Origin of the sequence: Corallococcus sp. AB011P, from assembly GCF_003611605.1 — a bacterium.
In the GTDB taxonomy this organism is placed as follows: Bacteria; Myxococcota; Myxococcia; order Myxococcales; family Myxococcaceae; genus Corallococcus; species Corallococcus coralloides.
In genome coordinates this window covers 369,305-395,925 of sequence record NZ_RAVX01000005.1, presented here as the reverse complement: position 1 = coordinate 395,925, position 26,621 = coordinate 369,305, and the positions used below count along the sequence as shown (strand labels likewise).

The 26,621-nt window shown below is 71.6% G+C and carries 19 protein-coding genes; 7 read left to right on the top strand and 12 right to left on the bottom strand.

Annotated elements, in window-relative coordinates:
- The first annotated feature begins 43 nt into the window (after positions 1-43).
- Positions 44-1,000, top strand: a complete 957-nt coding sequence (locus D7X30_RS17370; protein WP_120564046.1) for a zinc metalloprotease HtpX — start codon at positions 44-46, stop codon at positions 998-1,000.
- A gap of 15 nt (positions 1,001-1,015) precedes the next feature.
- Here D7X30_RS17370 and D7X30_RS17365 read toward each other — a convergent pair whose 3' ends face one another.
- Positions 1,016-1,759, bottom strand: coding sequence for an SDR family oxidoreductase (locus D7X30_RS17365; protein WP_120564045.1), 744 nt, complete (start codon positions 1,757-1,759; stop codon positions 1,016-1,018).
- 108 nt (positions 1,760-1,867) lie between these two features.
- Here D7X30_RS17365 and D7X30_RS17360 point away from each other — a divergent pair, with 108 nt between their 5' ends.
- Complete coding sequence (locus D7X30_RS17360) at positions 1,868-2,773, top strand: AraC family transcriptional regulator (RefSeq protein ID WP_120564044.1); 906 nt, start codon at positions 1,868-1,870, stop codon at positions 2,771-2,773.
- Positions 2,774-2,780: 7 nt separating this feature from the next.
- Here the strand turns inward: D7X30_RS17360 and D7X30_RS17355 are convergent, their stop codons facing one another.
- Positions 2,781-3,620 (bottom strand): 2-oxo acid dehydrogenase subunit E2, encoded by an 840-nt coding sequence (locus tag D7X30_RS17355; RefSeq protein ID WP_120564043.1) that lies wholly within the window; start codon positions 3,618-3,620, stop codon positions 2,781-2,783.
- Positions 3,621-3,798: 178 nt separating this feature from the next.
- Between D7X30_RS17355 and D7X30_RS17350 the strand changes: the two genes are divergently transcribed.
- Positions 3,799-4,914, top strand: coding sequence for a cell envelope biogenesis protein TolA (locus D7X30_RS17350; RefSeq protein WP_120564042.1), 1,116 nt, complete (start codon positions 3,799-3,801; stop codon positions 4,912-4,914).
- A gap of 66 nt (positions 4,915-4,980) precedes the next feature.
- Here the strand turns inward: D7X30_RS17350 and D7X30_RS17345 are convergent, their stop codons facing one another.
- The 3 genes from D7X30_RS17345 to D7X30_RS17335 all read right to left on the bottom strand — a co-directional run bounded on the left by D7X30_RS17345 (position 4,981) and on the right by D7X30_RS17335 (position 7,958).
- Positions 4,981-5,472, bottom strand: a complete 492-nt coding sequence (locus D7X30_RS17345) for a serine/threonine protein kinase (RefSeq protein WP_120564041.1) — start codon at positions 5,470-5,472, stop codon at positions 4,981-4,983.
- An 11-nt stretch (positions 5,473-5,483) separates the two neighbouring features.
- Complete coding sequence (locus D7X30_RS17340) at positions 5,484-6,377, bottom strand: DUF2381 family protein (protein ID WP_233591619.1); 894 nt, start codon at positions 6,375-6,377, stop codon at positions 5,484-5,486.
- Between the two features lie 63 nt (positions 6,378-6,440).
- Positions 6,441-7,958, bottom strand: a complete 1,518-nt coding sequence (locus D7X30_RS17335; RefSeq protein WP_120564039.1) for a kelch repeat-containing protein — start codon at positions 7,956-7,958, stop codon at positions 6,441-6,443.
- A 123-nt stretch (positions 7,959-8,081) separates the two neighbouring features.
- On the opposite strand from D7X30_RS17335, the gene D7X30_RS17330 reads away from it, so the two are divergent.
- Both D7X30_RS17330 and D7X30_RS17325 read left to right on the top strand, forming a co-directional pair.
- Entirely contained in the window at positions 8,082-9,623 is a 1,542-nt protein-coding gene (locus tag D7X30_RS17330) for a HAMP domain-containing sensor histidine kinase (RefSeq protein ID WP_120564038.1), read from the top strand.
- A complete protein-coding gene (locus tag D7X30_RS17325) occupies positions 9,620-10,939 on the top strand; it encodes a pitrilysin family protein (RefSeq protein ID WP_120564037.1) in 1,320 nt (439 codons plus the stop codon). The genes D7X30_RS17330 and D7X30_RS17325 overlap by 4 nt, the downstream gene beginning before the upstream one ends.
- On the opposite strand, the gene D7X30_RS17320 is transcribed toward D7X30_RS17325, so the two are convergent.
- Positions 10,920-12,245, bottom strand: a complete 1,326-nt coding sequence (locus D7X30_RS17320; protein ID WP_120564036.1) for a tetratricopeptide repeat protein — start codon at positions 12,243-12,245, stop codon at positions 10,920-10,922. The genes D7X30_RS17325 and D7X30_RS17320 overlap by 20 nt on opposite strands.
- A 142-nt stretch (positions 12,246-12,387) precedes the next feature.
- Between D7X30_RS17320 and D7X30_RS17315 the strand changes: the two genes are divergently transcribed.
- Positions 12,388-12,630 carry a hypothetical protein gene (locus D7X30_RS17315; RefSeq protein ID WP_233591618.1) on the top strand — a complete coding sequence of 81 codons (243 nt, stop codon included), beginning with the start codon at positions 12,388-12,390 and terminating at the stop codon, positions 12,628-12,630.
- A gap of 13 nt (positions 12,631-12,643) precedes the next feature.
- On the opposite strand, the gene D7X30_RS17310 is transcribed toward D7X30_RS17315, so the two are convergent.
- Together D7X30_RS17310 and D7X30_RS17305 are read right to left on the bottom strand one after the other, a co-directional pair.
- Positions 12,644-13,243, bottom strand: coding sequence for an RNA methyltransferase (locus D7X30_RS17310; RefSeq protein WP_120564034.1), 600 nt, complete (start codon positions 13,241-13,243; stop codon positions 12,644-12,646).
- Positions 13,244-13,329: 86 nt separating this feature from the next.
- The gene (locus tag D7X30_RS17305; protein ID WP_158619285.1) at positions 13,330-14,358 is read right to left on the bottom strand and encodes an AraC family transcriptional regulator; all 1,029 of its coding nucleotides are present in this window, start codon (positions 14,356-14,358) and stop codon (positions 13,330-13,332) included.
- 133 nt (positions 14,359-14,491) lie between these two features.
- Here D7X30_RS17305 and D7X30_RS17300 point away from each other — a divergent pair, with 133 nt between their 5' ends.
- A complete protein-coding gene (locus D7X30_RS17300; RefSeq protein ID WP_120564032.1) occupies positions 14,492-15,862 on the top strand; it encodes a cytochrome P450 in 1,371 nt (456 codons plus the stop codon).
- 4 nt (positions 15,863-15,866) lie between these two features.
- Here D7X30_RS17300 and D7X30_RS17295 read toward each other — a convergent pair whose 3' ends face one another.
- From D7X30_RS17295 to D7X30_RS17280, 4 genes are read right to left on the bottom strand one after another with little or no spacing between them, the layout of a single operon-like run.
- Positions 15,867-17,366, bottom strand: coding sequence for a DUF4388 domain-containing protein (locus D7X30_RS17295; RefSeq protein ID WP_120564031.1), 1,500 nt, complete (start codon positions 17,364-17,366; stop codon positions 15,867-15,869).
- A 24-nt stretch (positions 17,367-17,390) separates the two neighbouring features.
- Positions 17,391-19,241 carry a response regulator gene (locus tag D7X30_RS17290; RefSeq protein WP_120564030.1) on the bottom strand — a complete coding sequence of 617 codons (1,851 nt, stop codon included), beginning with the start codon at positions 19,239-19,241 and terminating at the stop codon, positions 17,391-17,393.
- Positions 19,242-19,275: 34 nt separating this feature from the next.
- Positions 19,276-20,127, bottom strand: coding sequence for a diaminopimelate epimerase (gene dapF, locus D7X30_RS17285; RefSeq protein WP_120564029.1), 852 nt, complete (start codon positions 20,125-20,127; stop codon positions 19,276-19,278).
- A gap of 24 nt (positions 20,128-20,151) precedes the next feature.
- Positions 20,152-26,562, bottom strand: a complete 6,411-nt coding sequence (locus D7X30_RS17280; RefSeq protein ID WP_120564028.1) for a methyltransferase domain-containing protein — start codon at positions 26,560-26,562, stop codon at positions 20,152-20,154.
- Positions 26,563-26,621 lie beyond the last annotated feature (59 nt).

Genomic DNA, 26,621 nt, shown 5'->3' with positions numbered 1-26,621 from the left:
CGAAAGGCACGGAACGAGGAACATGGCGCGGCGTGACCCCCACATGACAACCCGAGGACCGGCCGCACCGGCGCTCAAGGGCGGCGGGTGGCACCGGCTGGGCAACGCATTGAAGACGACCGTGCTGCTGGCGGGCTTGACGGGCCTGGTGCTCGTCATCGGCCAGCGGCTGGGCGGCGCGCAGGGGCTGATGATGGCGGGCCTCTTCGCGGTGGTGATGAACTTCGGCTCGTACTGGTTCAGCGACCGCATCGCGCTGGCCATCCACGGCGCGCAGCCGCTGTCCTACGAGCAGGCTCCGTGGCTGCACGAGATGGTGGAGCGGCTGGCCGCGCGCGCGGGCATGCCGAAGCCGAAGGTCTACCTCCTCCCCACCGCGCAGCCGAACGCGTTCGCCACGGGCCGCAACCCGAGCCACGCGGCCGTCGCGGTGACGGCGGGCATCATGGACATCCTGGACCGGCGCGAATTGGAGGGCGTGCTGGCGCACGAGATTGGCCACGTGCGCAACCGGGACACGCTCATCGGCACGGTGGCGGCGACGCTCGCGGGCATCATCAGCTACGCGGCGCAGATGCTCTTCTGGTTCGGCGGCAGCATGCTCAGCCGCGGCGACGACGACAGGGACGGTGGCGTGGCCGGAGCGCTGTCCAACCTGGGCCTGCTGCTGGTGGCGCCCATCGCGGCCACGCTGCTGCAACTGGCGGTGAGCCGCTCGCGTGAATACGGCGCGGACGCCACGGGCGCGGAGCTGTGCGGTGACCCGGATGCGCTGGCGAGCGCGCTCTTGAAGATGGAGCGCGGCGCGGAGGCCATGCCGTATGACCGGGCCCCCGCGACGTCGCACCTGTTCATCGTCAACCCGCTGCACCACGGCGGGGTGATGTCGCTGTTCTCCACGCACCCGCCCATCCCGGAGCGCGTGCGCCGGCTGCGCGAGATGAGCGCGCGGATGGGCCAGGGCACCCGCGGCCGTGGCGGCTGGGAGTATGCGTACTGACAGACTTCCGGAGGGTCACGCCGACCGGGCCAGCGCCACCGCGTCTGGCCCGGCGGGAAAGCGGAGCGTCTTCGACGTGTCATTCGCGGCACGCCAGATGGCCTCGGCCACGTCGGACTCGCGCGTCACCGCGGAGGGCTGTCCGAGCGAGGCGAAGATGCGCTGGGCGTAGGGCGCATACGCTTCGGGGAACAGCCCCTCCATCCGTGGGGTGCCGTTGCTCGTGAAGCGGGTGCTCGGGCAATAGCCCGGCTCGACGAGCTTCACGCGCAGGTTGAAGTCCTCGAGCTCGAAGGCGAGCGACTCCGTGAACCCTTCGATGGCCACCTTGCTCGCGGTGTAGACGGCCACCAGCGGCATGGGGGCCAGGGTCGCGCTGGAGGTCACGTTCACGATGACTCCCGACTTGCGTGCGCGAAGCCGCGGCAACACCGCCTGCGTCATCGCCATGACGCCGAAGACGTTGGTCTCGAACACCTCGCGCACCGTGGCCATCGGCGTGGCCTCGAAGGCGCCCATGAGCCCGATGCCCGCGTTGTTGACGAGCACGTCAATGGGCCCGCTCGCCTCCAGCGCGGCGGCGATGCTCTCCGGCTTCGTCACGTCGAGCGGCACCACGCGCAGCCGGTCCGAGGAAGGGAGGACGCCCTCCCGTGGCGTTCGCATGGTGGCGACCACGTTCCAGCCCTGCGCGTGAAAGTGGCGTGCCGTCTCAAGTCCATAACCGGAAGAGCACCCCGTGATGAACACCGTCTTCATGCCGTCTCCTTTGCCGCGATTCGCGCGGCGTCGATGTTCTGAAGGTACCGGCGGCGTTCAGGACGCTCCACTACGGGGAGTCCGTATTTCTTTTGCTATCGTCCAGCCATGACCGACCCCCTTTCGGAAGTCATCGCGCTGCTTCAGCCCAGGGCCATCTTCTCGAAGGGCATCAGCGGGGCTGGCGCATGGGGTGTTCGTTACTCGGACTTCGGTCAGCCCAGCTTCTGTGCCGTGCTCGAAGGGCGCTGCCGGCTGGCCGTCGACGGCCAGCCCGCCGTCACGCTCGAGGGAGGCGACTTCGTGCTGCTGCCGGCGACACCGGGCTTCACCATTTCTGGCTTCGAGACGGTGACGCCCGAACGTGTCGACCCCAAGGTGGCCCCGGCCCCCGCGGGGGAGGTGCGTCACGGCCGGCGTGGCGGCCGCCCGGACGTGCGCCTGCTCGGGGGTTACTTCGTCTTCGACTCGCCGGACGCGGCCCTGATGGTGTCGTTGCTCCCGGTCCTGGTGCACGTGCGCGGCGTGGAGCGGCTCTCCACGCTGGTCCAGCTCGTCAGGGACGAAACGAGCGAACAGCGCTCGGGGCGCGAGCTCGTGCTGACGCGGCTCGTGGAGTTGCTGCTCATCGAGGCGCTGCGGTCCACGCCGAGTGGCGACACACCTCCGGGGCTCCTCCGCGGACTGGCGGATGCGCGGCTCGCACCCGCGATCCGGCAGATGCACCGCCACCTCACGCGTCCGTGGACCGTGGCGCAGCTCGCGAAGAGCGCGGCGCTCTCGCGCTCGGTGTTCTTCGAGCGCTTCTCGCGCACCGTGGGCCTGCCCCCCATGGAGTACCTGCTGGACTGGCGGATGGCCGTCGCGAGGGGACTGCTTCGCGGCCAGGAGCTCACCATCACGGAGGTGGCCGAGCGTGTTGGCTACAGCTCGGCGAGCACCTTCACCGCGGCGTTCAGCAAGCGCGTGGGCCAGCCTCCCGGGCGCTTCGCTCGTGGGAACGGACAACGTTGACGGCGGGCTATTCCGCCGATGGAGGCGGGAGCGGACCGAAGGCCTCCTCCGGGTGCTCCAGCATCTCCCGCAGCGTGCTGGCGATGACGCCCGCGTGGTAGCCGTCGAGGAAGCGGTGGTCGAAGGACGCGTTGATGTTCATCACGTGTCCGGGCACCACCCTCCCCTCCTCCACCACCGCCACCTCGCGCACCGCGCCGGGCGCGAGGAAGATGGGCACGCGGGTGAAGGGCGCCAGCGGCAGGTACGCCGTGTCCAGTCCCAGCTTGCCCACGTCCACCACGACCGCGGCGCCGAACGGATCCCTGGGCAGGCCGAGCCACGACGGATCCAGGTTCAGCGTGTACGTGAGGAACGACACGAGCCCGGTGAAGCGGTGCAGCAGCAGGTGCGGCACGCGCGCGAGCAGGCTCCGGCCCTGCTCCACCTGTGCGTCCCGGCCTTCGCGCACGCGCGCCGCGGTGGACTCCACCTCCAGCGCCAGCGCGTGCACGGATTTGCGGTCCACGTCCTCGATGCGCACGGGAGTGAGGCCGCGTTGATCCGCACCGGGGAGCACCGCGCACACGGTGATCCGCTGTCGCAGGTAGATGCGCTGGTAGCGCAGGAGCGCGTTGGCGTCCGGACAGCGGCGCAGCGCTTCGCCCATGGCCTTGAGGACCAGGTGGGTCGCGGTGAGCCGCACACCGGTGCGCTGGTGGAAGGCGTCCATCCAGGCGAGCGCGGCGTCCATGCGCACCGTCAGCGTGCCGTAGACCGTGGGGTCATACGCGGTCGCCCAGCTGCCAATGGCGAGCTTGCGGAAGCTCGACACGTCCCGCTTCGGCTTCAGCTCCAGGTGCGCCATGGGGCGCGAGCGTGCCCCAGGATGGCGCTGACGGGGGAGCCGGAATGCAGGCGGGCGCCACGGCCCGGCCAGCGCGGCGGTTGGGGCCCGCCGGGTTGCCTGCCAGTGAAGCCTTGACGCGCCATGTCCCAGCGGTAGGCTGCCCCGCTTTTTGCATCTTTCTGTGGAGGTCGTTCCCTTGCTGGTTGCACTCATCCTTGTATCGATCGGGTTCGCCGTGACGCTCGGTCTGCTGCTCTTCGGAGACAAGAGCGGCGCTGGTGCCAACGCGGGCCGTCCCTCGCTCTCCTCTTCCTCCTCCGCGCCGTCGTTCCGGGGCGAGCTGGAGTCCGAGAGCAAGGCGCGCGCGAAGGCGGAATCGGAGGTCCAGCGCAAGCAGAAGGAGCTGGACGAGCAGCGCGCGCAGCTCCAGGAGGTCAAGGAGCAGCTCAAGCAGACCAAGCGCAAGCTCTTCGAGCAGAAGGAAGGCGAGAAGGGCTCGAACGACCTGGTGAAGGCCCGCGCCGAGGTGGAGCGCAACGCCAGCATGCAGCTGGAGCAGACCCGCGCGGAGCTGGCGCAGGCCCTGACGGAGAACTCCCGGCTGCGCGCGGAGACCGAGTCGCGCAATGGCCCCCGCCGCCGTGAGGCCCCCGCCGCCGCCGTCCCGGCGCAGACGACCGCGCCTGCCGCCGTCCCCGCCGCCGATGCTCCGGCCGCGGCTCCGGTGGATCAGATCGCCGCGCCCGCGAGCGAGCCCGTGGTGAACGCGGCGGTGGCCGTGACGCCCGCGCCCGTGGCCCCGGCGGAGCCCGTGCGCCGCTACCGCGAGCTGAGCGACGCGGACCGCGAGAAGATGAACCGGCTGGAGCAGGCGGCGAACAAGGACCGCTCGCGCGCCGCGGAGCTGGAGAAGGAAGTGCGCCGGCTCAAGGGCCGCGCCGACACGCACGCGCGCATCCTGTCCGTGACGAAGTCCGAGGCCGACCTGGGCAAGGACAAGTACAAGGCGCTGGAGAAGCGCCTCAACCGCACACTGCTGGAGCGCGACCTGCTTCGCCGGGCCATCAAGGACCTGGAGAAGAAGACGGGCATGCTCGCGGACCGCACGGAGCTGACGCCGGACGAAGTCGCCGCCAGCGACCAGCGCAGCGACGAGCAGGCCCGCGCCCGCGCCGAAGCGGAGGCCCGCGCCACCGCCGCGGCCACGCCCACGGAAGCCCCGGCCGCCACCGAGCCGGCGTCCAGCACCGAGCCGACGGCCACCACCGAGGGCGAGGCGAAGCCCTCCGAGGCCCCGCCGTCCAACGCCTGAGCCGTACCCTGGCGTGAAGCACAGAGGCCCCGCGGTCCCCTCACCGGGACGCGGGGCCTTCGTGTTTCAGCGATAGGACTCGACGATGTCGACGCCCGCCGAGGAGAACTCCAGGATGGCCGTTCCTGGCTTGGAGTCGGGCCGCTTCCGCAACTGCCCCTTGGAGAGCCGCGCCACGGCGCAGATGGGAATCTTGTCGCCGTCGGGTGGATGCGCCTCGTAGTACCGGACCACCACCTGGGGTCCTCCGGTCCACACCCGCCCGTAGAGACGGGTGGTCGTTTCAAGAGGCCCGAGGCTGGAGATGAGCATGCTCTCCACGGGGCCGTCGTAGAGCGTGATGGGGCTGACGTCGTCCTGATTGATGTCGAGCGTGACATTCGCTCCGTCACCCACGCGCAGCCGGAGGATCCGCATCGTGTTCAGCGCGTCCTCGGGACAGTCCTCGGGCTTGGGCGTCCCATCCGAATGAAGCCCCACGCCCCCTCGGGTCGTGGTGCAGCCCAGCGACAGGGCCAGCACGAGGGCAGCCGGGGACCACTTGCGCGGTGCGTTCATGTCGCGTCGATCTACTCCCGGATGAAACGCTGTTCCAGGACGAGGTAGGCCTGGGACAGGCCATCGGACCGGAACAACTCCAGCGCCAGTTGCTCCAGACCCTGCGGTGACTGGAAGGCGCTGTCGTCAGCGACCACGGCGATGCGGCCCATGGCGCCCGGAGCAATCTCCTCCTGCTGCATGCGCAGCGCGAACGCACGTGAGTTACCGCCGGAGACCGTGGACAGCCGGGCCTCCATCATCCGCCAGGGCTTCTTCGCATCACGGTTCGTCAGGGTGAACAACACGGCCATCTTCGGCAGCGTCTTGCTGGAGAGCACCTCCACCAGGATGTCCGCCCCCTCCTCCTTGAGGCGCCAGCCCTGGCGACGGGTGAATGGCGTGTGCTTGAGGTTCCCCTTGGCCAGGAGCGTCGCGAGCGCGTGATCCGCGGAGTGCTCTTCCTCCCGCAGGCGCTGGTTCTCCTCCTCCAGGGCGCGACGCTGTTTGAGCGAGTCCATCAGCGTCGAGTACATGGCGTCATAGCCGCGCGGGTCCTCGAACACGTTCACCTGTTGATCCACCGCGTTCCGCCCTCCCTCCTCCGCGGGCTTGAGCAGGAACGGCACCTGCTTGCCGTTCGAGAGCGTCACCAACAAGGGAACACCTTCGTCCTCCCCCAGGTCCCGGAGAGGCTCCACGACCACCTTGCGTCCGCCCGCGAGCAGCGGCTCGAACCGGCCCTCCCACGCCAGCATGCGGGTCCGCGCGGGGTCCACGGACGTCTCGAAGCGGAGGACGGTGGCCACCTTCCCCTTCACGTAGAGGGAGGGTGCGGAGTCCGACGGGTGCTCCGACAGCAGCACCGTGCGGATCGCGAGTTCCTCTTGCTCACGCGCGATGGCCTCCGCGGTCGTCAGGAGCAACGCCAGGGCCAGAGCAAACCGGACAGGTAGACAGTCCTTCATGGGACCTGGAGCGTAGCAGCTTCAGTCGCGCGGCGGCGGCATCACCACCAGGGCTTCGGTGTTGGCGCGGGCCTCCCCGGTGCTGTCGTCCACGCCGCCCACCACGAGCACGGAGCCGTCTGGCAGCGCGGAGCACGTGTGCCACACGCGCGGCTGCGGCATCAGCGTCAGGCCCAGCACGGTGGGCTGCGCGCCTGCGTACGGGGTGATCAACTCCGCCCACGGGACCGCGTACGTCGTGCCGATGCCGGTGCCCCGCCCGCCCAGCGCCACCACCCGGCCGTCCGCCAGCGACACCGCGCACGGATTGCTCCGGGGCATCAGCGCGGGGCCGTCGCTCACGGCCATCACGTCCTCCAGCACCTCGGAGGCGCCCACCGCCCGCGCGTCCAGGGTGGGAGCCACGTCGTCGAAGCCGCCCATCAACAGCGGGCGCGGTGACTCGTCCGGCCTGCCCAGCACCGCCACGGCGGCGCCCACGCGGGGCACGCGCAGCCGGGGCGGCACGTTCGTCAGGCGCTCCAGGTCCGTCCCACTGAAGCCGACGGCCACGACCTCCGCAACGGGCCCCTGGGTGTCCGCGCCGCCCGCAATCAGGAAGGTTTTTCCGTCCGCCATCACCGTCAGCGTCGTGTCGACGCGGCGCATGTCACCGGCCACATCAACGAAGCGGTTGGAGGCACTGTCGAAGGCCTCCGCCGTGAAAACCCCGCTCCCTTCCGCGGCACGCCCGCCCACCAGCAACACGTGGCCCGCCGCATCCACCGCAGCCGAGTGCTGATAGCGCGCCACCTTGGGCGTGAGCTCACTCACCGCGCCCGTCGCCACGTCCACGAGGCGCGCCGTGGACTGCAATGACACCGGGGCGAAGGACTCCGCGCCGCCCGCCAGGAACACGTGGCCATCCGGCAGCAGCGACGCCGTGTGGAAGGCCCTCGCACCCACGTCCGGCCCGGCGCTGAATGTGCCGTCCGCTGGGTTGAACACCTCCGTGGTCCCCGACACGGGCCGCGAGCCATTTGGCTGGGGCAGATAGCCCCCGGTGATCAACACCCGTCCATCCGGCAGCGTCGTGGCCGTGTGCGCCGCGCGCGCCTCGGCCGGCAACGAGCACGTCCTCGGGTCCGACGCCAGGTTCACCGGCACGAACTCCCCCAGCCGCCGCAGGAACACCCGCACCTTGGGCGCCTGCCCCTCCGCTACGTCGAACGGCGGGGTGCGCCCCAGCGACACCAGCTGTCCGCCCTGGCCCGGTGCCCCCACGTAGGCCCGCACCTCCAGCACCCGCGCGCTCCCCGGCGGCAGGGCCGGCACGTCCTCTTGCGCCCACTCCACCGTCGACACCCGCTCCCGAGGCGTGTCGAGCCCCGGGCCCGTCACGCGGAAGCGCAGGTGCGTCACCCCGGCCAGGGGCTGGATGCCGGCGCAGGAGGCGGTGAGCAGGTCCAGGGAGGGGCGGACCTCCTTCTCCCCGCAGGCGGGGGTGAGGGACACCAGGGCGGCGGCGAGGAGCGTGGAGCGGACGAAGCGCGGGGCCATGCGGCGGACGCTACCAGCCCCCCTCCCCGGAGGGGTGGAGTCCAGGCGTCCGGAAGCAGGCGGCGCGGTGGGGATTGCGCTGTAATGCGCCCGCTCCAGGACGTATGTCCTGTCCCCTCCTCCATGAAGCTCTCGCTCGCCACCCGCATCTTCCTGGGCTACGCGCTGGTGCTGCTGACGTTCGGGGCGGTGTCCCTCTTCAGCGTGGCGGAGCTGCACCGCAACCGGCTGGAGATCCGGCTCGTCAGCCAGGGCTACCTCCAACTGTCCCAGGACGCCGCCGCGCTGGAGACCTTCCAGACCAGCCAGGAGAAGGACACCGAGCGCGTGCTGGAGCAGAACAGCGTGGAGACGCGCCGCGCGCTCATCCGCCTGGCGAGCCTGTACTACGCGCCCCAGATGGCCCAGCGCCTGGAGGCCGCCCGCGCCAAGGCCCGCGAGGTGCTCACCTTCGCCCCGGAAGGCGAGGTGCCCTTCGTGATGGAGCTGGACTCGCGCTTCGCGGAGCTGTCACGCAACTCCAAGGCCTACGGCCACGCGGTGGAGGCCGTGTTCACCTCGCTCGCGTCCGAGTCCCCCGAAAGCCAGGAGGTGGCGCGCGCCACCGCCGAGCTGCGCCAACTGGAGAGCGCCATCGGCCGTGAGCTGCGCGTGCTGCGCGCGACGCTGACCAACCGCATCCGCGAGCGCGTGGACGGCGCGGAGGAGCGTGAGCGCAGGACAGGCCTCACCATCATCGCGCTGTCCATCATGGCCATTGGCGTGGGCGTGGGTGTCACCGCGTGGTCCGCCCGCACGCTGCGCCCGGTGCGCACGCTGATTGAAGGCGTGTCCCGCATCGGCCGGGGCGACTACTCCGCCCAGCTGGGCGTGCGCGGCGAGGACGAGGTCGCGCTGCTCGCACGCGAGTTCGACCAGATGGCCCGCTCGCTCCAGGCGCGCGAGGCGCAGCTCAAGTCGCAGGCGGAAGCGCTGATGCGCGCGGAGCAGCTGGCCGCGGTCGGCCGCATCTCCGCTCAAATCGTGCACGAGGTGCGCAACCCGCTGTCCTCCATCGGCCTCAACGTGGAGCTGCTCCAGGACGCGGTGGACAGCGCGAACTTCGATTCGCAGGACACCGCCACGGAGGCGCGCGAGCTGCTCTCCGCCGTCACCCACGAGGTGGACCGCCTCACCGACGTCACCGAGCAATACCTGCGCATGGCCCGCCCCGCCCGGCCGGACCTGGAGCCGGAGGACATCATCGCGGTGCTCGACGGCGTGCTCGACTTCACCCGCGAGGAGCTGGTGCGCGCAGGCGTGGAGGTGGTGCGCGACTTCGCTCCCGGCACGCCCCGCGTGCTCGCGGACCAGGGCCAGCTGCGGCAGGTGTTCCTCAACCTGCTTCGCAACAGCCGCGAGGCCATGCCCACCGGGGGACGGCTCACCGTGGCCACCGTCCCGCGTGAAGGGGACGTGGAGGTCACCGTGCGGGACACCGGCGCCGGCATGACGGAGGAGGCCCGCCGCCACCTCTTCGAGCCCTTCTTCACCACCAAGGAGGGCGGCACGGGCCTGGGGCTCGCGGTGAGCCAACAGATCCTCCAGGCCCACGGGGGCTCGCTCTCCTGCCAGAGTATTCCCGGCCAGGGGACGACCTTCGTGTTAAGGCTTCCTCGCGCATGAGCTTTACACCGTACCGGGACGTGCTGCCCTCGGGGCTGCGCGTCGTCACCGTCGAAACGCCCCACCTGCACACCGCCCTGCTGGCCGTCTACGTGAGGACCGGCAGCCGTCATGAGTCGGTGGAGAACAACGGCGTCAGCCACTTCCTGGAGCACCTCTTCTTCCGGGGAAGCGAGGCCTGGCCGGACACGGTGAAGATGAACGCGGCCGTGGAGGAGGTGGGCGGCAACCTCAACGGCGCCACCACCCGCGACCACGGCTACTACTACACCCCGCTGCACCCGTCGCACCTGAGCGTGGGCCTGGACGTCATCGGCGACATGCTCACCCGCCCCCGACTCACCGACATGGAGGTGGAGCGGCAGATCATCCTGGAGGAGATGCTCGACGAGGTGGACGACAAGGGGCGCGACATCGACCTGGACAACCTGTCCAAGCGCCTGCTGTTCCCCGGCCACCCACTGTCCCTCAAAATCGCCGGCACCCCTGAGTCCGTGAAGGCCCTCACCCACGCCCAGGTGCTGGAGCACTTCGCCCGGCACTACGTGGCCGGCAACCTGGTGGTGTCCGCCGCGGGCAGCGTGAAGCACTCGGAGGTGCTGGCCCTGGCCGAGCGCGCCTTCGCCCACCTGCCCACGGGCAGCGCCACCACGGAGAGCGCGCCGCCGCCGCTGGGCCCCGGTCCGCACTTCCACTTCGTCTCCCACGACGAGTCGCAGACGGAGTTCAAGCTCACCTTCCGCGCCGTGCCGGAGCAGCACGAGGACTTCCCCGCGCTCCAGATTCTGCGGCGCCTCCTGGACGACGGCCTGTCGTCGCGGCTGCCCTTCGAAATCGTGGAGAAGCGCGGCCTCGCGTACTCGGTGCAGGCGGGGCTGGACACGTACCACGACCTCAGCCTCTTCGAGATTGAGGCAGCCAGCGCGCCGGAGAAGGCGTCGCTCGTGGTGGCGGAGTCGCTGCGCGTGCTCTCCGAGCTCTGCGAGAAGGAGGCGGGCGAGGAGGAGCTCAACCGCGCCAAGCGCCGCCACCGGATGCTGCTGGAGTTCTCCCAGGACTCGCCGGGAGAGCTGGCCGGGTGGTTCGGCGGCGTGGAGCTCTTCCGCCGGCCGGAGACGTTCGGCCACCGCGCGGATCAGGTGGACCGCCAGACGGCCGCGCGGGTGCGGGAGGTGGCCCGGCGCTACTTCACCCGGGAGAACCTGCTCGTGGTGGCGGTGGGCCAGCGCAAGGGGCTCAAGGCGCTGGAGAAGGTCGTCATGGACGCGGAGGGGCTGCCCTCCTCCGCGCCCGCCGTCAGCGCCGCCCGCGGATGATGACAGGCCCCGTCGGGGCCTTCTTCTTCTTGGGCGTCGCCTTGTCGATGGCCTTCTGGATGCGCAGGTAATCGGGGTTGTGCGGCTCGCGCTTCAGGGCCTCGTCGATGAGCTTCCTGCCGCGCGGCAGCTGCGTCTCGAACTGGGCATAGAGGTTCGCGAGCGCGGCCTTCTCCTCCACGGTCGCCTCGTTCAGGCCCGCCAGCCGCTCCAGGACCTCCTGCGCCTCCGGCTTGCGGCCGGCCTTCAGGTGCAGCCGCCACATGCGCGACAGCGCGGGCGGGAAGGCGGGCTCCGCCTTGAGGGCGAAGCGGTAGCTGTCCTCCGCCCCGCGCGCGTCGCTCTGCTCCTCCAGCACGCGGCCACGCACGTACAGCGCGCGGGCGAAGCGCGGGCGCAGGTGCAGCGCGCGGTCCACCAGCTGCTGGGCCTCCGACGCGCGGCCCTGGGCGCAGACGATCTCCGCCAGCCACGCGACGGCCTCCGCGTTCTCCGCGTCGTCCTCCAAGAGCTTGCGGAGCGCGCCCTCCGCTTCGGCCGGACGCCCGAGCGCCATGAGCACGCGGGCCTTCATCGCCACCACGTCCGTGGAGTCCGCGTCCTCGGGCGGCACGGACTGGAGGTCCGCTTCCGCCATGTCGTTGACGCCGCTCATCAGGAAGAAGCGCGCGCGAAGGAGCCGCGCGGGCGTGAAGCTCGGCGTGCCCTGGAGCACGCGGTCCATCAGGTTCGCCGCGAGCAGCTCCTCGCCCTTCATGAGCAGGATTTCGGCCTCCACCGTCTTCGTCGGGGCGTCGTCCGGGTTCTCCCGGAGGATGCGCTCCAGCGTGGTGAAGGCCTCGTCCGGGTGCCCCTGCCGCGCCTGGAGGCGGGCCAGCGACAGGATGTCCTCGTTGGACAGCTTGCCCTCGTCCCGCAGCGACACGAGCGTGGAGATGGCCTGGGGAATCTGCCCCTCCCCCATGTACATGTCCGAGAGCTGCTTCTGGATGACGGGGTCCGTGCCCGGGATGAGGCCCTCCGCCTGCTTGAGCGTGAGGATGGCCGCGCCCGGGTTGCCGGCGCCCTGGTGGGCCTTGGCCAGGAGGAGGAGCGGCTCCACGCTCTCTGGCGCGGCGTTGGCGGCCTTCCGCAGCTCGGAGATGGCGCGGACGTACTGGCCCTGCGAAAGCGCTTCACGGCCCTGGGACAGGGAGTTCTGGACCTGGACGGCCTGTTTCTGCGCGGCCGCCGTCTCTGGGTCCTTGCAGGCAAGCGGCAGGAGCAGGACGAGCGTCCAAGGACGGGGGAAAAATCGATGGGGCATCGCTGAGGGACAGGGTAGCGGATGTTATCCTTCTCCGTCGATGGACCCTTTCGTGCGCCGCCTCGTGGAGAGGCTTCATGATCCCAGCCGGCCGCTGTCGCGGAACCGGCATTTCCACACGTTCGACACCCCCGAGGGTCGAATGGCGCTGAAGGTGTTCCGTCGTCTGCGCAGCCTCCAGCAGGATATCCTGGCCTGTCACAAGGAGGGCCGCCGCGCCCGCATCTCCCGCCAGCTCAACCCGGACGGAGACCACCGCATCGAGCTGTGGATGGAGCGCGTCGCGGGCCGCCGCGTGTCCATGCTCCAGCCCGCGGAGTACGAATTGCTCGCCCGGCTGCCAGGTGTCCGGGACGCGCTGGAGATCCTGGACGAGGCGGCCTGAAGCATCGGAGCGTCTAGAACACCCAGGGCCCCAGCCCCGTGGGCGCCCCGTCGCACGCCGCCCTGAGCCGCGCCTGGGCGTCCTCGTAGGAGAGCCGGGCCGCGTCCGCCTTGAGCGAGGGAGAAGCCCAGTCCCGCCACGAGCGCAGCACCGCGACGTGGCGGCCGTCTTCATCCTGCGCTTCGGAGAAGTGGATCAGCAGCCGTTCCTCCAGCGCCTCGCGCGCCTTGGTCCACGGGCCGTCTTTGTCCAGTTGAACGCGCTTGTCCCGCTCCACGGTGGAGAGCAGCGCGCGTGCGTCCGGGGACAGGCCCTGGAGTGACGGGCGGCGGCGCGAGGGCTCCATGGCGACGCGGTAGACGGCGGGCCAGAGCGTGGGGTCCACGAAGGCGACCTTGCCCTCCACCAGCCGCACCGCGAGCACGTCCTTCGACGCGCGCAACATGCGCCCCAGCCGGTACGCGAGGCGCCCCTTCGCGTGTTCGCGCCAGCTGCCGGTGGGCCTGCCGCCCATGACCTGTTCGACGAGGGACGTGGGCCCGTGCGTGGGCACCTCGGTGATGACGTGGCGCGTGCGCACCAGCTCTTCCGCGTCCCTCAGCGTCTTGATCATCCGTGTGCCCCTCTCCGGTGCGGCCGTGTGCCGCGCCCATGGGGAAAACATTCCGCGCGAGGGACGGATTCCGGCGCCTGCCTCCTTCAGGGCTTCGCGGCCTGGGACACCTGCCACTGCCCCGGCGTCGTCCCGCTCCAGCGGCGGAAGGCGCGGGTGAAGGCGCTGGGGTCGCTGAAGCCCAGGAGGAAGGCGATCTCGAAGTGGGGCAGCTGTCCGTCGCGCAGGAGCTGGAAGGCACGGTCGCGGCGCACGGCGTCCTCCAGGCCCGCGAACGTGACGCCCTCCTCCCGCAAGCGGCGCTGGAGCGTGCGCTCACTCACCGCGAGCCGCGTCGCCACGTCCGCGGGGATGAGGTCCCCTGTGCGGGGCTGGGCCGCGAGCACCTCCTCCACGCGCTCGCGCCAGGAGCGGACCTCATGGGCCTCCACCCGCGCCAGCTCCGCTTCGGCGCGGGCGTGGAGCAGATTGCCCAGCTCGATGTCCGCGTGGCGGATGGGGAGGTTCGCGGCGGCCTCGTCGCCCTGCACGAGGTTGGCGCTCGCGTCGTATTCGATGCCGACGCCGAGGAACGCCTCCACCGCCGGCGAAGCGGCATGGCGCGGATGCGTGACGCACACGCGCGTGGGGCGCCAGTCCTCGCCGCTGAGCGCGCGGCCGCTGGCCACCATCGCCACGAGCAGCCCCTCCACGGGGTGCTTCAGGCGCGAGGCCCAGGCGTCCTGCGGATCCAACTCCAGCTCCACGCGCATCACCCCGGGCAGTTGGAGCACGCGCCACGTCGTGCGCGGATCCAACAGCGCGTGGATGCGGCAATAGCGTTGGAGGGACGTGCGCAGGTCGGGGCTGTTGACCAGCACGTAGCCCACGAGCCCCACGTGGGTGGGCTCCAGCGCCTGCGCGAGCCGTACGGCCAGCGGCTCGGAGCCGCCCATCTCGACGAGCAGGGTCCACACGCGCTGGAGCGCCGCGTAGGGAACCCGCACGTCTGGCCGCGCGAGCAGGGCTTCGTCCACGCCCACCGCTTCGAGCAGCCGCGCACGGGCGATGCCCAGCGACATGCCCACCTGGAACAGGGGGCGGAACAGCGAGGATTGGAGCGTCTGGGGACGCATCGCTGGACAGCATGGCCTGACGTCCCCTCGCCTCGCAATGCGCGGTGGCGCCCGCGGACAATGCGTTGGCGCCCCGGGACCATGCACGCGGGGCATGGGAGCGCGATACCTCACCATCAGGAGGAAGCGCCCGATGACCACCGCCGCCGTCGCCGTCACCCGCCAGCCCCCGGGCCCCCGGGGCCACCTGCTCATGGGCATCCTGCCCGACGTGCGCCGCGACATCCTGGGCTGCCTGGGCACCCTCCATCGCCAGTACGGCGACGTGGTGCGCTACCGGCTGGGCCCCATGCGCTCGCACCTGGTCGCGCATCCGGACGCGGTGAAGCACGTGTTGCAGGACCACGTGAAGAACTACACGAAGGACCACCTCACGTACCGCATGGGCCGGTGGATCACCGGCAACGGCCTGCTCACGAGCACGGGGGACTTCTGGCTCCGGCAGCGGCGGCTCGCGCAGCCCGCCTTCCACCGGCAGCGCATCACGGGCATGGCCGCGGGGATGGTGCGGCAGACGCAAGGGCTGCTCCAGCGCTGGGAGACGGCCTCCGCGAACGGCACGCCCGTGGGCATCAACGAGGAGATGATGCGGCTGACGCTGGCCATCGTCGGGGAGGCCCTCTTCGGCACGTCCGTGGAGGACCAGACCGAACGGGTGGGCGCGGCCTTCACCGAGCTGAGCCAGCAGATCGCCGAGCGCTTCCGCACCTTCCGCATGCTGCCGCCCGTGCTGCCCACCCGCTACGACCGCGCCTTCCGCGACGCGCGCGCCACGCTGCTGGGGACCGTGCGGGGCATCATCGCCACGCGGCGCGAGCACGGCGACGACACGGGCGACCTGCTCTCCATGCTGATGCTCGCGCGCGACGAGGACACGGGCGAGGGCATGACGGACGAGCAACTGGGGGCCGAGGTGATGACGATGCTCCTCGCCGGCCACGAGACGACGGCCACGTCGCTGAGCTGGGTGTGGGGACTGCTGTCGAAGCACCCGGAGGTGGAGGCCCGGCTGCACGCGGAGCTGGACACGGTGCTCGGGGGACGCGCCCCCACGGTGGAGGACGTGCCGAGGCTCGGGTACACGAAGCAGGTGGTGGAGGAGACGATGCGGCTGTACCCCGCGGCGGTCATCTTCAGCCGCAGCGTGCAGGAGGACGACGTCATCGGCGGCTTCCGCATCCCGAAGGGGACGTCAGTGGACGTGAGCCCCTACGTCACGCAGCGCCACCCGGACTTCTGGGAGGAGCCGGAGGCCTTCCGTCCGGAGCGCTTCGCCCCCGAGGCCGCGGCGAAGCGGCACCGCTTCGCGTACTTCCCCTTCAGTGGCGGGCCAAGGCAGTGCATCGGCAACAGCTTCGCGATGATGGAGGCGCAGCTCGTGCTGGCCACCGTGGCCCAGCGCTACCGTCTGCGCGAAGCCCCCGGCTTCACGCTGGAGCCGGATTCGCACCTGACGCTGCGGCCGAAGGGCGCGCTCCCCATGTACCTGGAGCGCCGGAGCTGAGCGTTCACGGGGGCGTCACGGACGCGCGCTGCACCTGCGTGACGCCGGGCAGCGTGGGCGAGGGGTTGAGCGCCTGGACCAGCATGGCGCGCAGGGCCTCCGTGAGGTCCTCCCCCGGAGCAATCACGCCGGCCGGGGCGCCCTGCAGCGGCGCCGGGACCTCCGTGCCCACCACCACGATGGGGATGCGGACCTCCCAAGCAAGGTAGTGCGCCAGCCGCACCGCCGGCTCCGAGTTGTCCATCAACAGCGCGCCAATGGACCCCGCGCTGAATGGACGCCACAGCGGGCGCGCGGCCTCCGCGGGCGGCAGCACGCAGAAGTCCACGTTCAGCACATCGCTCAGCTCCAGGCGACCCAGCGTCCCGAAGCCACTCTTCACCGCGGTGGGATCCGCCGACATCGCCTCCAGCCCCGGCACCCGCGCCAGGATGCGGCGCGCCGCGGACGAACCGCTGCCACACACGAAGACCTTCGCCGTCGCCACCTTCGACAGCGTCCTCGTGCGCAACAGGCGCCCGCGCAGCGCGTGCACCTCCGCCGCGCCGATGAGATCGCCCCCGCCCAGGTTCTGACCTTCGCTCTCCGTGGGGCGAGCCACGCCCTTCTGGAGCAGCGTGGACAGCACGCCCAGCACTTCCATGTCCGTGGCGGGCGCCAGGTCCAGCACCTCGCCCAGCGCTCGCGGCTGGCGCAGCAGCTCCATCACCTGCGCCGTCACCGGGTGCTGCTCCTCGGACAGGTCCACCTCCGGCGCCAGCATCAGCCGCGTGTGTCGCGGCGGCAGGCCCGGCAACAGGCGGTTCACCTCGTCCGACTGGCGCATGCCTTCCAGCAGCGCGTCGTCCATCGCTCGGTTGATGCGCGGACGCGCGGCGCTGGTGCCGGGCGTGAAGGTGAAGTTGCCCTCCGTCCACGACAGGAGCCGGAACAGCGCCTTCTCCCCTTCCACCCTCCCGAGCCGCGCGTTCACCGTGCGGCCATCGGAGACGGTGATCTCCCCGCGCTCCCCGCCGCGCTCCAGCGACAGGCGCCCGTTGCGCTTGTTCATGCCCAGAATCTGCATGAGGTCCGGGATGCTGAGCTGGCTGAGCGAACCTTCGATTTCCTGCTGCTCGCTCTTGAGGTCCTTGGCCGCTTCGTTGCGCCGGAAGATGTGCTCGATGCGGCTGAGCACTTCATCCAGGTTGAAGGGCTTGCGCAGCGTGCCGTCCCGCATGCCCCGCGCCCGGTCCGAGTCCAGGCTGGACGTGGTGAGCACCACCGGGATGTCTTCCGTGCGCGGGTTGGTGCGAAGAATCTGCACGAACGTGCGCGCGTCCAGCAGCCGGCACGCCTCGTCGAAGAGCGTCAGGTCCGGGTGCCGGAGCACCGCGACCTCCAGCGCTCGCGAGCCATCCGGCGCGTAGTGCACCTGATAGCCCTTCGTGCGCAGCGCCCGAGACAGGGCGCGCACCGAGTCGAGGTCGGGGTCGGCGATGAGGATCTTCCGCACCTGGGCCAAGGTCGCTTGCTCCGCTTCGTGACGTCAGTAGGGCTGCAGGTCGTATTCGGCCTGCAGCTTGGAGATGAGCCCGTCCACCACCGCGGTGTCCGAGGTGTGGAAACCCCACGTCGCGCCCCGCCCGCGCCGCTGGATGAGCGCGTACGACGCACTCTCCGACAGCCAGAGGATGAACTCGTGGCGCGCCACCCGTTCGTCCCCTTCCAGGAACACCGGCGTGAGCGCCGCGTGCGACTCCAGGTCCACGCGGCGGCCCAACAGGTAGATGCGAGACGACAGGTCCGGCGGCGCCTGCTCCAGCCCCACCGCCAGCGGCAGGTCCGCGCGGATCTCCGGGCCGCCCACGTAGAGCAGCCCGCGCGAGCCCGGGTCGCGCACCAGCTCCCGGGCGATCTCCACCTGGAGCTCGTCGAAGAGCACGTCCGCCACCTTGCCCCGGCGGCTGGGCTCCGCGCGGTCGTCCGTGGGCAGGCGCGGGCTGTTGGGCGTGCCCAGCAGCAGGTCCACCTCGTCCCAGAACGGCAGCCCGTCCAGCATCAGCCGGCGCTGGAGCGACGCGCGGCGCTCGTCCATGCGGCGGCGGCAGCGGTGCACCAGCTCGTCGAAGTCCTCGCCGTCCTTGGGGAACGTACTGGCCCCGCCCACCAGTGCCAGCGGCAGGCGCTGCTCCACGTCCTGCACCTCCGGCTCGTCACGCACGGCGGCGACGGCGCGGCGCACGAACATCATGGCGCCGAAGAAGTCCGTCTCCGGAAGGAGGAGGTAGAACTCCTGGTCGCTCGCCTTCGCGATGACGTCCGAGTCGCGGATGATTTTACTGAGCGCCTTGATGATGCCGCGCACGGCCTTCTTCGCGTCCTGCGCGCCCAGCCGCACGCGCACCAGCGGAAGGTTGTCGATGCTGAAGGTCAGCAGCGAGAACGTGCGCCCGTACCTGCGCGCCTTGTAGATCTCCTTGGACGCGTAGTCGGTGAAGTAGCTGAGGTTGTACGCGGCGGTGTCGCGGTCGCGCAGGCCCAGGCGCTGGAGCGCCATCAGCTTGCGGCCGTTCTTCACGCCCACCGCGGCGAAGTCGGCCAGCACCTTCGCGTCGCGCGTGTGCTCCAGGCGGAAGTCGCCGGTGAGCGGGTCGGACAGCTGCGCCAGGCCCATCACTTCCCCGGCGGCCACCAGCGGCACGTACAGCACCGGGGAGCGCTCATCGCGCGCGAGCCACGGAGCGGCTTCGCGCAGACGCAGGGACAGCGGCCCCTCCGGGCTCATCTTCTCCGGCAGGAACTGCTTGTCGAGCAGGCCCCGGTACGAGCGCAGCGCCAGGTCTCCCCGGTCGTCCACCACCCACAGCGCGGCGCTCTGCGCGTCACACACCGCGCCCAGGTCCGCGATGACGCGCTCCTGGAGCCATTCCAGATCCGGATGGGAGAGCAGCTCCAGGCAGCGCTGCTGGAGGTTGTGGAAGCGGGCGAACTCCAGGTTCTCGTCCTGGAGCCGGGCGCGCTCGTGGCGCAGCTGGGCGCGCTCCATGGCGCGGTCCACCGCGAGCAGCAGGTCCGACTCCTCCACGGGCTTGACCAGGCAGTCCGCCACGCCCAGGCGCAGCGCGACCTCCGAGCCCTGCACGTCGTCGCGCGTGCTGACGAGGATGACCTCCTGCTCGGGGTCGCGTTCGCGCAGGCGCGCGGTGAGCGAGAAGCCGTCCACGCCGGGCATCACCACGTCGGTGAGCACCAGGTCGAACGTCGCCCGGGACACCTCTTCCAGGGCCAGGGTGGCGTTCTCCACCGCCACCACGCGGTGCCCCCGGCGTGACAGCAAGTCCGTGGCGAGTTGTCGGAAGAACAGGTCGTCGTCGACGACGAGGATGGGACCGGCCACGGCGCTCGGGGGGAGAAGGGAGGAAAACCGAAGGCTATCGGGCCCTTGGAAGCACGACAACGCCTTCGAAGACGAAGGCTACGGGGCCTCGGAGCCGGATGTCGGACAGGTCGTCCGGAACGCGGATTCTCAGATCGCCGCCCGGCAGCGTGACACGCAGCCAGGCATTCGAGGGCAGGCGCTTCGCCAGCACGGCCGCCACGGCGGACGCACACGCCCCCGTGCCGCAGGCCTGGGTGAGGCCGCAGCCGCGCTCCCAGACCACGACGGTGAGGCCGTCCTCGTCCACGCGGACGAACTCCACGTTGGTGCGGTCCGGGAAGGCAGGGTGCCGCTCCAGGCCGGGGCCCAGGCGCTCGGCGGCTTCCAGGGGCTGGTCCAGGAGCACCAGGTGCGGGTTGCCCATGTTCACCGCGGTGCCGAGCAGACCTTCATGGCCGGGCACGGGGGCGCTCACGAAGGGCTGGCCGGTCGTCCCGGAGGGCAGGTTCGCGGCCACCAGCCGGGCCGGGCCCATGGAGATGTCCACGCCGACAACGCCGCCGTCGCCGTAGCCGGGCTCGCAGGTGAGCACGCCGGCCCCGGTCTCCACGTCGATGAGCGCGGGGTGCTGGCCGGATTGGTCCACCAGATACTTCACCGCACAGCGCAGGCCGTTGCCGCACATCTCCGCGATGCTGCCGTCGGCGTTGTGGACGACCATGCGGGCAAGGCCGCGGGACGACGGGAGGATGGCGAGCACCCCGTCCGCGCCGATGCCCCGGCGCCGGTCGCACAGCCAGCGGGACTGCTCCGCGCCGATGTCCAGGCCCGTGCGGCGCCGGTCCAGGACGACGAAGTCGTTTCCCAGGCCGTGGTACTTGAAGATGCGTTCGCTTGCGTCCACGGGGGGAAGTGTAGACGCCCGCGTTTATTCGCGCTCGCCGACCTTCTTGGGCGGGGACGGAACGTCCAGGGCAGGCATGGCCCGGCGCGAGGCCCCGGGGGCGGCGGGGGCACTGGCGCGGCGCAGCTCGGCCAGTTCGGCCTCCCGGGTGGCGAGCTGGTCCTGCATCTTCTCCACGTGGGCCTGGAGGACCTCCATCTCCGCGGCCATCTCCAGCACGTCCTCCGGGGGCGGGGCGGCGGCGGACTTCGATTCCTCCAGGGCCTGGACCAGGGTCTCGCGTTCGGTCTCCAACGCTTCCAGCCGGGCCTGCTGTTCGCGGATCCGGGTGGAGAGCTGGTCGCGTTCAGCGCGCTCGGTGTCCAGGAGGCGCGCGGCATCCGCGGCGGCGGTCTCCAGGGAGTTGGTCCGGCCCTCCAGGCGGACGCGGGCGGCGCGGGCGACCGTCAGGTCCGACTGGAGGCGCTCGCGTTCGGAGGCCATGGCGGTGCGCTCGGAGTCCGCGCGGCGGGCCTGGGCCTCGGCGTCGGCGGCGGCCTGGGTCAAGGCGGCGACACGGGACTCCAGCGCGGCCTGTTCGGTCCGCGCGTCCTCGAGCGCCGTGGCGAGCCGGGCCTCCATGGCGGCGAGGGATTCACGGGTCTGTTCGGCGGACTGGGCGAGGCGGGCTTCGAGTTCGGCCTGTTCCGTGGCGGCGCGCGTCTGGGCATCCGCGAGACGGGCTTCGCGCTCCGCGTTCGCGGAGTCGGATTGAGCGGTGAGGTCCGCGATGCGGGCTTCGAGTTCGGCCCGCTCCGCGGCGGCGCGGGCAGTGGCTTCCGCGAGCTGGGCTTCGATGGAGGACTTCTCCTCGCGGGCCTGTTCGGTGAGTTCCGCGAGGCGGGCTTCGAGTTCCGCCTTCTCCGTCCCGGCGTGCGCGAGGATTTCGTTGAGGCGCGCTTCCAGCTCGGCTTTCTCGGTCCCGGCGTTCGCGAGGAGCTCGTTGAGGCGCGTCTCCAGCTCGGCCTTCTCCAGGCCGGCTCTCGCGAGCGCCTCGTTGAGGCGCAGCTCCAGCGTGGCCTTGTCCGTGCCGGCGCTGGTGAGCGCTTCGGTCAGGCGCAGCTCCAGCTCGGCCTGCTCCGTGCCGGACTGGGCGGTGGCTTCGGCGAGCCGGGCTTCCAGATCCGTCCGCTCCTGCTCCGCGCGCGTGGTGAGGTCCGCGAGCTGGGCTTCCAGGGTGGCGGTGCGCTCGTTCCCGGTCTGGACGGCCTCCGTGAGCCGGGCCGCGTCCGCGCGAGCGGCTTCGAGTTCCGCGCGCATGCCTTCCAGCGAGGACTCCAGGTTCGTGGCCTTGCCCGCGAAGCGGCGCGCGGTTTCGAGCTGCACCACAAGCACTTCCGCGTGCTCGCGTGTCGCGGCGAGCCGGTCGCTGGCGTCCACCAGCTCCGCTTCCAGCCGGCCGACCTGCTGGCTCCGCTCATGCAGCGCGGCGTGCGCCCGTTGCAGCTCGGAGCCCAGGCGCATCAATTCCTGGTGCGCGGCGCCCAAGCGGGCCGTCTCCGCGCGCAGGGCCGTCAGCTCCTGCTCCTTCTGCCCCAGCTGCTCGCGCAGCTCGTCCAGATCCTGCTGCTGCCGCTCGGTCCGAGAGAGCGCGCCTTCCAGCTGCGCTTCCATGGAGACCCGCAGGGCGCTGGCTTCGCGCAGCTCCTGTTCGCGCGCGGACAGGGACTCCGTGAGACGCGCAGCCCGGGCTTCGGACTCGCGTGCCGCGTCCTGCGACTGCGAACCCTCCGCGAGCCGGGCCTCCGCCTGCGCGAGCGAATCCTCCAGCGCGCTGAGGTTCGTGGTCTCCGCGGCGAGCCGGAACTCGACCTCCGTCAGGGAGGCTTCCAGTCCGACCCGGCGCGACGTCTCGGAGGCGGCACGCTTCTCCGCGTCCGATAGGGCCTGCTCCAGGGTGGCGAGGCGGGACTCCGCATCCTTCAACGAAGCTTCCAGCTCGGAGCGGCGAGCGGACTCGGCGGCAATCGTGGACTCCGCCGAGGCGATGGACGCTTCCAGTTCGGAGCGGCGGATGGACTCCGCGGCCTGCCGGACGTCGAACTCCGAGAGCGATGCCTCCAGCTCGGCACGCCGCGTGGATTCAGCGGCCTGCCGGGACTCCGCCTCCGCGAGCGCCGCTTCCAGTTCGGAGCGCCGCGTGGACTCCGAGGCAAGCCGGGACTCCGCCTCCGCGAGCGTCCGCGCCAACGCTGCATGGCGCTCGGTCTCCGTGGTCTGCCGGGCCTCCGCCTCCGCCAGGGCCTGCTCCAGCGTGGTCCCTCGCGCGGTCTCGGTCGCGAGGCGGGCCTCGACCTCCGTGAGGGCATGCTGCATCGCGGGGAGACGGGCGGCCTCTTCGGCGAAGCGGGACTCGGTGTCCGACAGCGACGCTTCCAGTTCGGCGCGGCGGGCTTCGGCTTCCGCGAGCCGAACCTGGACGGCGGCCCGCGCCTGCTCCGCTTCGGTCAGGCGCTCGCGCTGGGCCGAGGACTCCGCGCGCAGGGTCTCCAGCTCCGAGTTGAGCGCAGCCTCATCCTTCGCGCGCGCCTCGCGGTCGCGAGCCTCCTGCGTACGCGCATCATCGAGCGAGGACAGCGCCTCCACCTCGGACCGCCGCGCCTCGGTGAGCTCCGCGCGCAGCTCGCGCACCGTCGCATCCAGGGCCGTCTGCGACTGCTTCGCCTCCGACAGCGCGGTGCGAGCCTCTTCCAGCTCCCGGACGTAACCACGTGCCTCGTCCGCCGACGCCGCGTGCGACTGCCGCAGCTCCAGCAGCGCGGCTTCGTTCGTACGCTGCGCTTCGGCGAAGGAGGCCTGGACCTCCGAAAGGGTCTGGCGCGTCTGCTCGAAGGCGGCCTCGGTGGACAGCCGCGCGGCACGCGCCTCCGACAGCTCCGTTTCGAGCTGGGTCCGCGCCTCCTGTGCCGAAGCCCGCGAGGCTTCAGCCCGGGCACGCTCCTCTTCCAGCGCCGAAGCGGAGTCCTGTTGGAGCTGGGCGAACGACGTCTCCAAACGGGCCCGCTGCGCGCGCTCATCCTCCAGGACCGTGCGCGCCACGCCCAGCGCGGCATCCAGCCGCAGCCGGTCCGCTTCCAGTGCGCTCTGCGCCTCGTTCCACGAGGACTCGGAACCCTCCAGCCGTGCGCGAAGGGCCCGCTCCGCGTCGAGCGACTCCTGAAGGTTCGCGAGCGCCACCTGTGCACGGGCCTGCTGCTCGCGCTCCGACAGCAACTGCGCCTGGGTATCGGCGAGCAACGCCTCCCAGCGAGCCCCCCGCTCCTGCTCGTGGGTCAACGATTCCCGAGCCGCGTCGAGCTCCGCCTGCGCCGAGGCCCGGGCCTTCTGCTCCCGAGCCAGGTCCTCCTGGATGAGCGCAGCCAGGGCTTCCGCGTCGGTCAACTCCTGCCGCAGCGAGCGGAGCGTTGCCTCCAGCTCCGTGTTGCGCGCCTCGGCGGTCTCGCGCGCCTGGTTCGACTCCGCGAGCCGGGCCCCGTGTTCCCACACCTCACGGGCCAGGGTGTCCCGGGATTCGGAACGGACCTGGTCGACCGCGGCTTCGAGGGCCTCCGCGGCACGAGCCTCCGCCGCCGCGAGCCGGGCCTCCGCCTCTGCGCGCACGTTGGCGAGCACCTGCTCCGTCTGGCCGCTCGACTCGGCGCGGGCGTCGGCGAGCGTGCTGGCCGCGCGGGCTTCGACCTCGGCACGCGCCTCCGCGAGCATCCGCGCCGCGCGAACCTCGGCTTCTTCCAACTGCCGGACCCGCTCGGCCTCCGACTCGGCGCGGGCTTCTGCCAGCGCCTGGGCCCGCTCGGCCTCCGCCTCGGCACGCGCTTCCGCGAGGGCCTGCGCTGTCCGTGCCTCGACATCCGCCAGTTGCCGGCTCCGCTGAGCCGAGGCCGTGGCACGGACCTCGGTGAGCGCCTGCTCGCGTTGGTTCTCCGCCTCCGCCAGGGCCGAGGCCCGTTCAGCAGCGGCGTCCGCGAGCGCCTTCGCCATCCGAGCATCCGCGTCGGCCCGCGCTTCGGCCAGAGCCCGCTCGACACGGGCATCCGCATCCGCCCGAGCCGCATCCAGCGCCTGAGCCGCGTCCGCGACCGCGCGTTCGACACGGGCATCCGCATCGGCCCGAGCCACTTCCAACGCCTGAGCCGCCTCGCGCGCATCCGACAGTGCACGCTCGACACGGGTATCCGCGTCGGACCGGTTCGCCTCCAGCGCCTGAGCCGCTTCGCGAGCATCCGCCGCCGCACGTTCGACACGGGCATCCGCGTCGGACCGGGCCTCCTCCAACGCCCGAGCGAGCCGGGCCTCCGCGTCGGACCGGGCCTCCTCCAGCGACTGCGCGAGCCGGGCCTCCGCCTGCTCACGGGCCTCCGTCAGCGCGAGCTCCGCGAGAGCCCGTTCTTCCTCCAACGTCCGCGCGAGCCGGGCCTCCGCCTGCTCACGAGCCTCCGTCAGCACGAGCTCCGCGAGAGCCCGCTCCTCCTCCACCACCTTCGCGAGCCGCGCCTCCTCCTGCTCGCGGGCCTCCGCCAGCGCGCGCTCCTGCCGCGAATCCGCGTCGGCGTGCGCGGCGGCCAGCGCGTTCGTCACCCGCTCGTCTGCCTCGGCGCGAGCCTGGGCCAGCGCCTCCTCCAGCCGTGCTTGCGCCTGGCCCCGCTCCGCGTCGATGGCCTGGACGAGCGCGGCCTCCACGCGGACGCGCTCCGTCTCCGCCGCCGCCAGCCGCTGCCCCGCCACGTGCTGCGCGGACTCGACCCGCTTCTGATCCGCCTCCAGCGACTCCAGGCGCAGCCCGGCCGCGTGAAGCTCTTCCTCCAACCGCGCCGCCAGCGCCCGAGCCGCCGACTCCGACTGCGCGCGGCCCTCCAGCTCCTGCCGCAGCCGGCCTTCCGCCTCACGCGCGCTGGTGAGCTCCGTCTCCAGGCCGCGCTGCAACGCCTCGCGCTCCGCGAGCCGCGCCTCCGCGTCCTTGCGCGCCCCTTCGGCGGAGTGCATCCGCTGCTGGGCCTCGGCGAGCTCCCGGCGCGCTCGCGCCAGCTCCGCATCCTTCACCGGCACCGCGTCGCCCGCCGTCCGCGCCGACTCCTGCGCGCGCGCCAGCTCCGCCTTCAGGTGCTCCACCGCCGCGAGCGCCGTCGAATACTGCTCCGCGATGCGCAGCTCCCGCTCGCGAGCCGCCTCCGCCTGACGGCGCTTGTCCTCCGCCCCGTCCTGAGCGCGCTCCGCCGCCAGCCGGTCCCGCTCCCGGTCGATGCGCAGCGAGCCCAGCTCGTCCTGCAGCGCGCGCAAATCCGTGTACGCCTGCGTCAGCCGCTCGCGCGACTCGTCCAGCGTCGCCGCCGTCTCCTCGCGCCGCGCCCGCTCCAGCCGCAGCGTCTCCTGAGCGGCCAGCACCTGCACACCCGCGTCCGCCTGCGCGCGCTGCGCCGCCTCCACCTCCAGGCGCTGCGCCGTCAGCCGCCGGTCCGCATCGGCGATCCGCTCCGTCGCGACCTGCAACTCCAGCTCACGGCGCCGCAGCCGGCTGCTCAGGTCGTCCCGCTCGCGAGCGGACTCCACCGTGCCCCGAGCCTGCTCCAGCTGTGCGGTCAGCCGCGCCATGTCCTGCCGGGCGCCCTCCAGCGCCGGCTTGAGCGACACGACCTCCGCCTCGCGGTCTCCAATCTCCGCGCGAAGCTTCGACACCGCTTCCTTCAGCCGCCCTGCCCGCTCCTCCCACGTCTTCGCCCGGGCCGCGACCTCGTCCAGCTTGCCGCGCGTGAAGGCCAGCGGCTCCGGCGGCAGCTGCACCCACGTGGGGTCCACCACCCGCGCCGGCTCCAGACCCGCCATCACCACGAAGTACGCCGCCTCGCTGTGCCGCACGAGCGAGCCGTCCACCTGCAGCCCTTCGCCCCGCTCGAACGCGAGCTGGTAGCCCAGCACCGGCGACTGCGTGGCCACCTCCACATGGGGGAAGTGCGCCGTCAGCGCGTCCAGGAGCTGCCCATACGTGGGCGGCACCGTCTCTTCCGGCTCCAGCAGTTGCGGCAGCGCCAGCCCCGCGATGTTGCGCAGGCCGCCCATCAGGAAGCCCTGCCGGGCCACCAGCCGCGCCAGCTCCGCCAACAGCTCCGGCGCGCGCACGTAGGGCGCCAGGTCCGTCACCAGGACCAGGTCGAAGCTCCCCGCCTCCAGGTCGTCATAGACGTTGGCGCGGTAGCGGACCTGCGGGTGCGCATGGGCCTTCTGCGCCGCCTCCACCGCGGACACGTCCGCGTCGCACGCCACCACGGTGCGAGCGCCCCGCTCCACCAGGAAGCGCGCGCTCTCGCCGCCCGTGGACGCCACGGCGTCGACCTCGAGCACGCGTCGCCGCGCGAACAGGCTCTCCGCGAAGATGTAGCGGGGCAGCAGCTCGCTGGGCCCCATGCGACGAAAGGTGGATTGCAAATGATGATCCCGGCGGGGCGCAAACTGTAGCGTTGGAG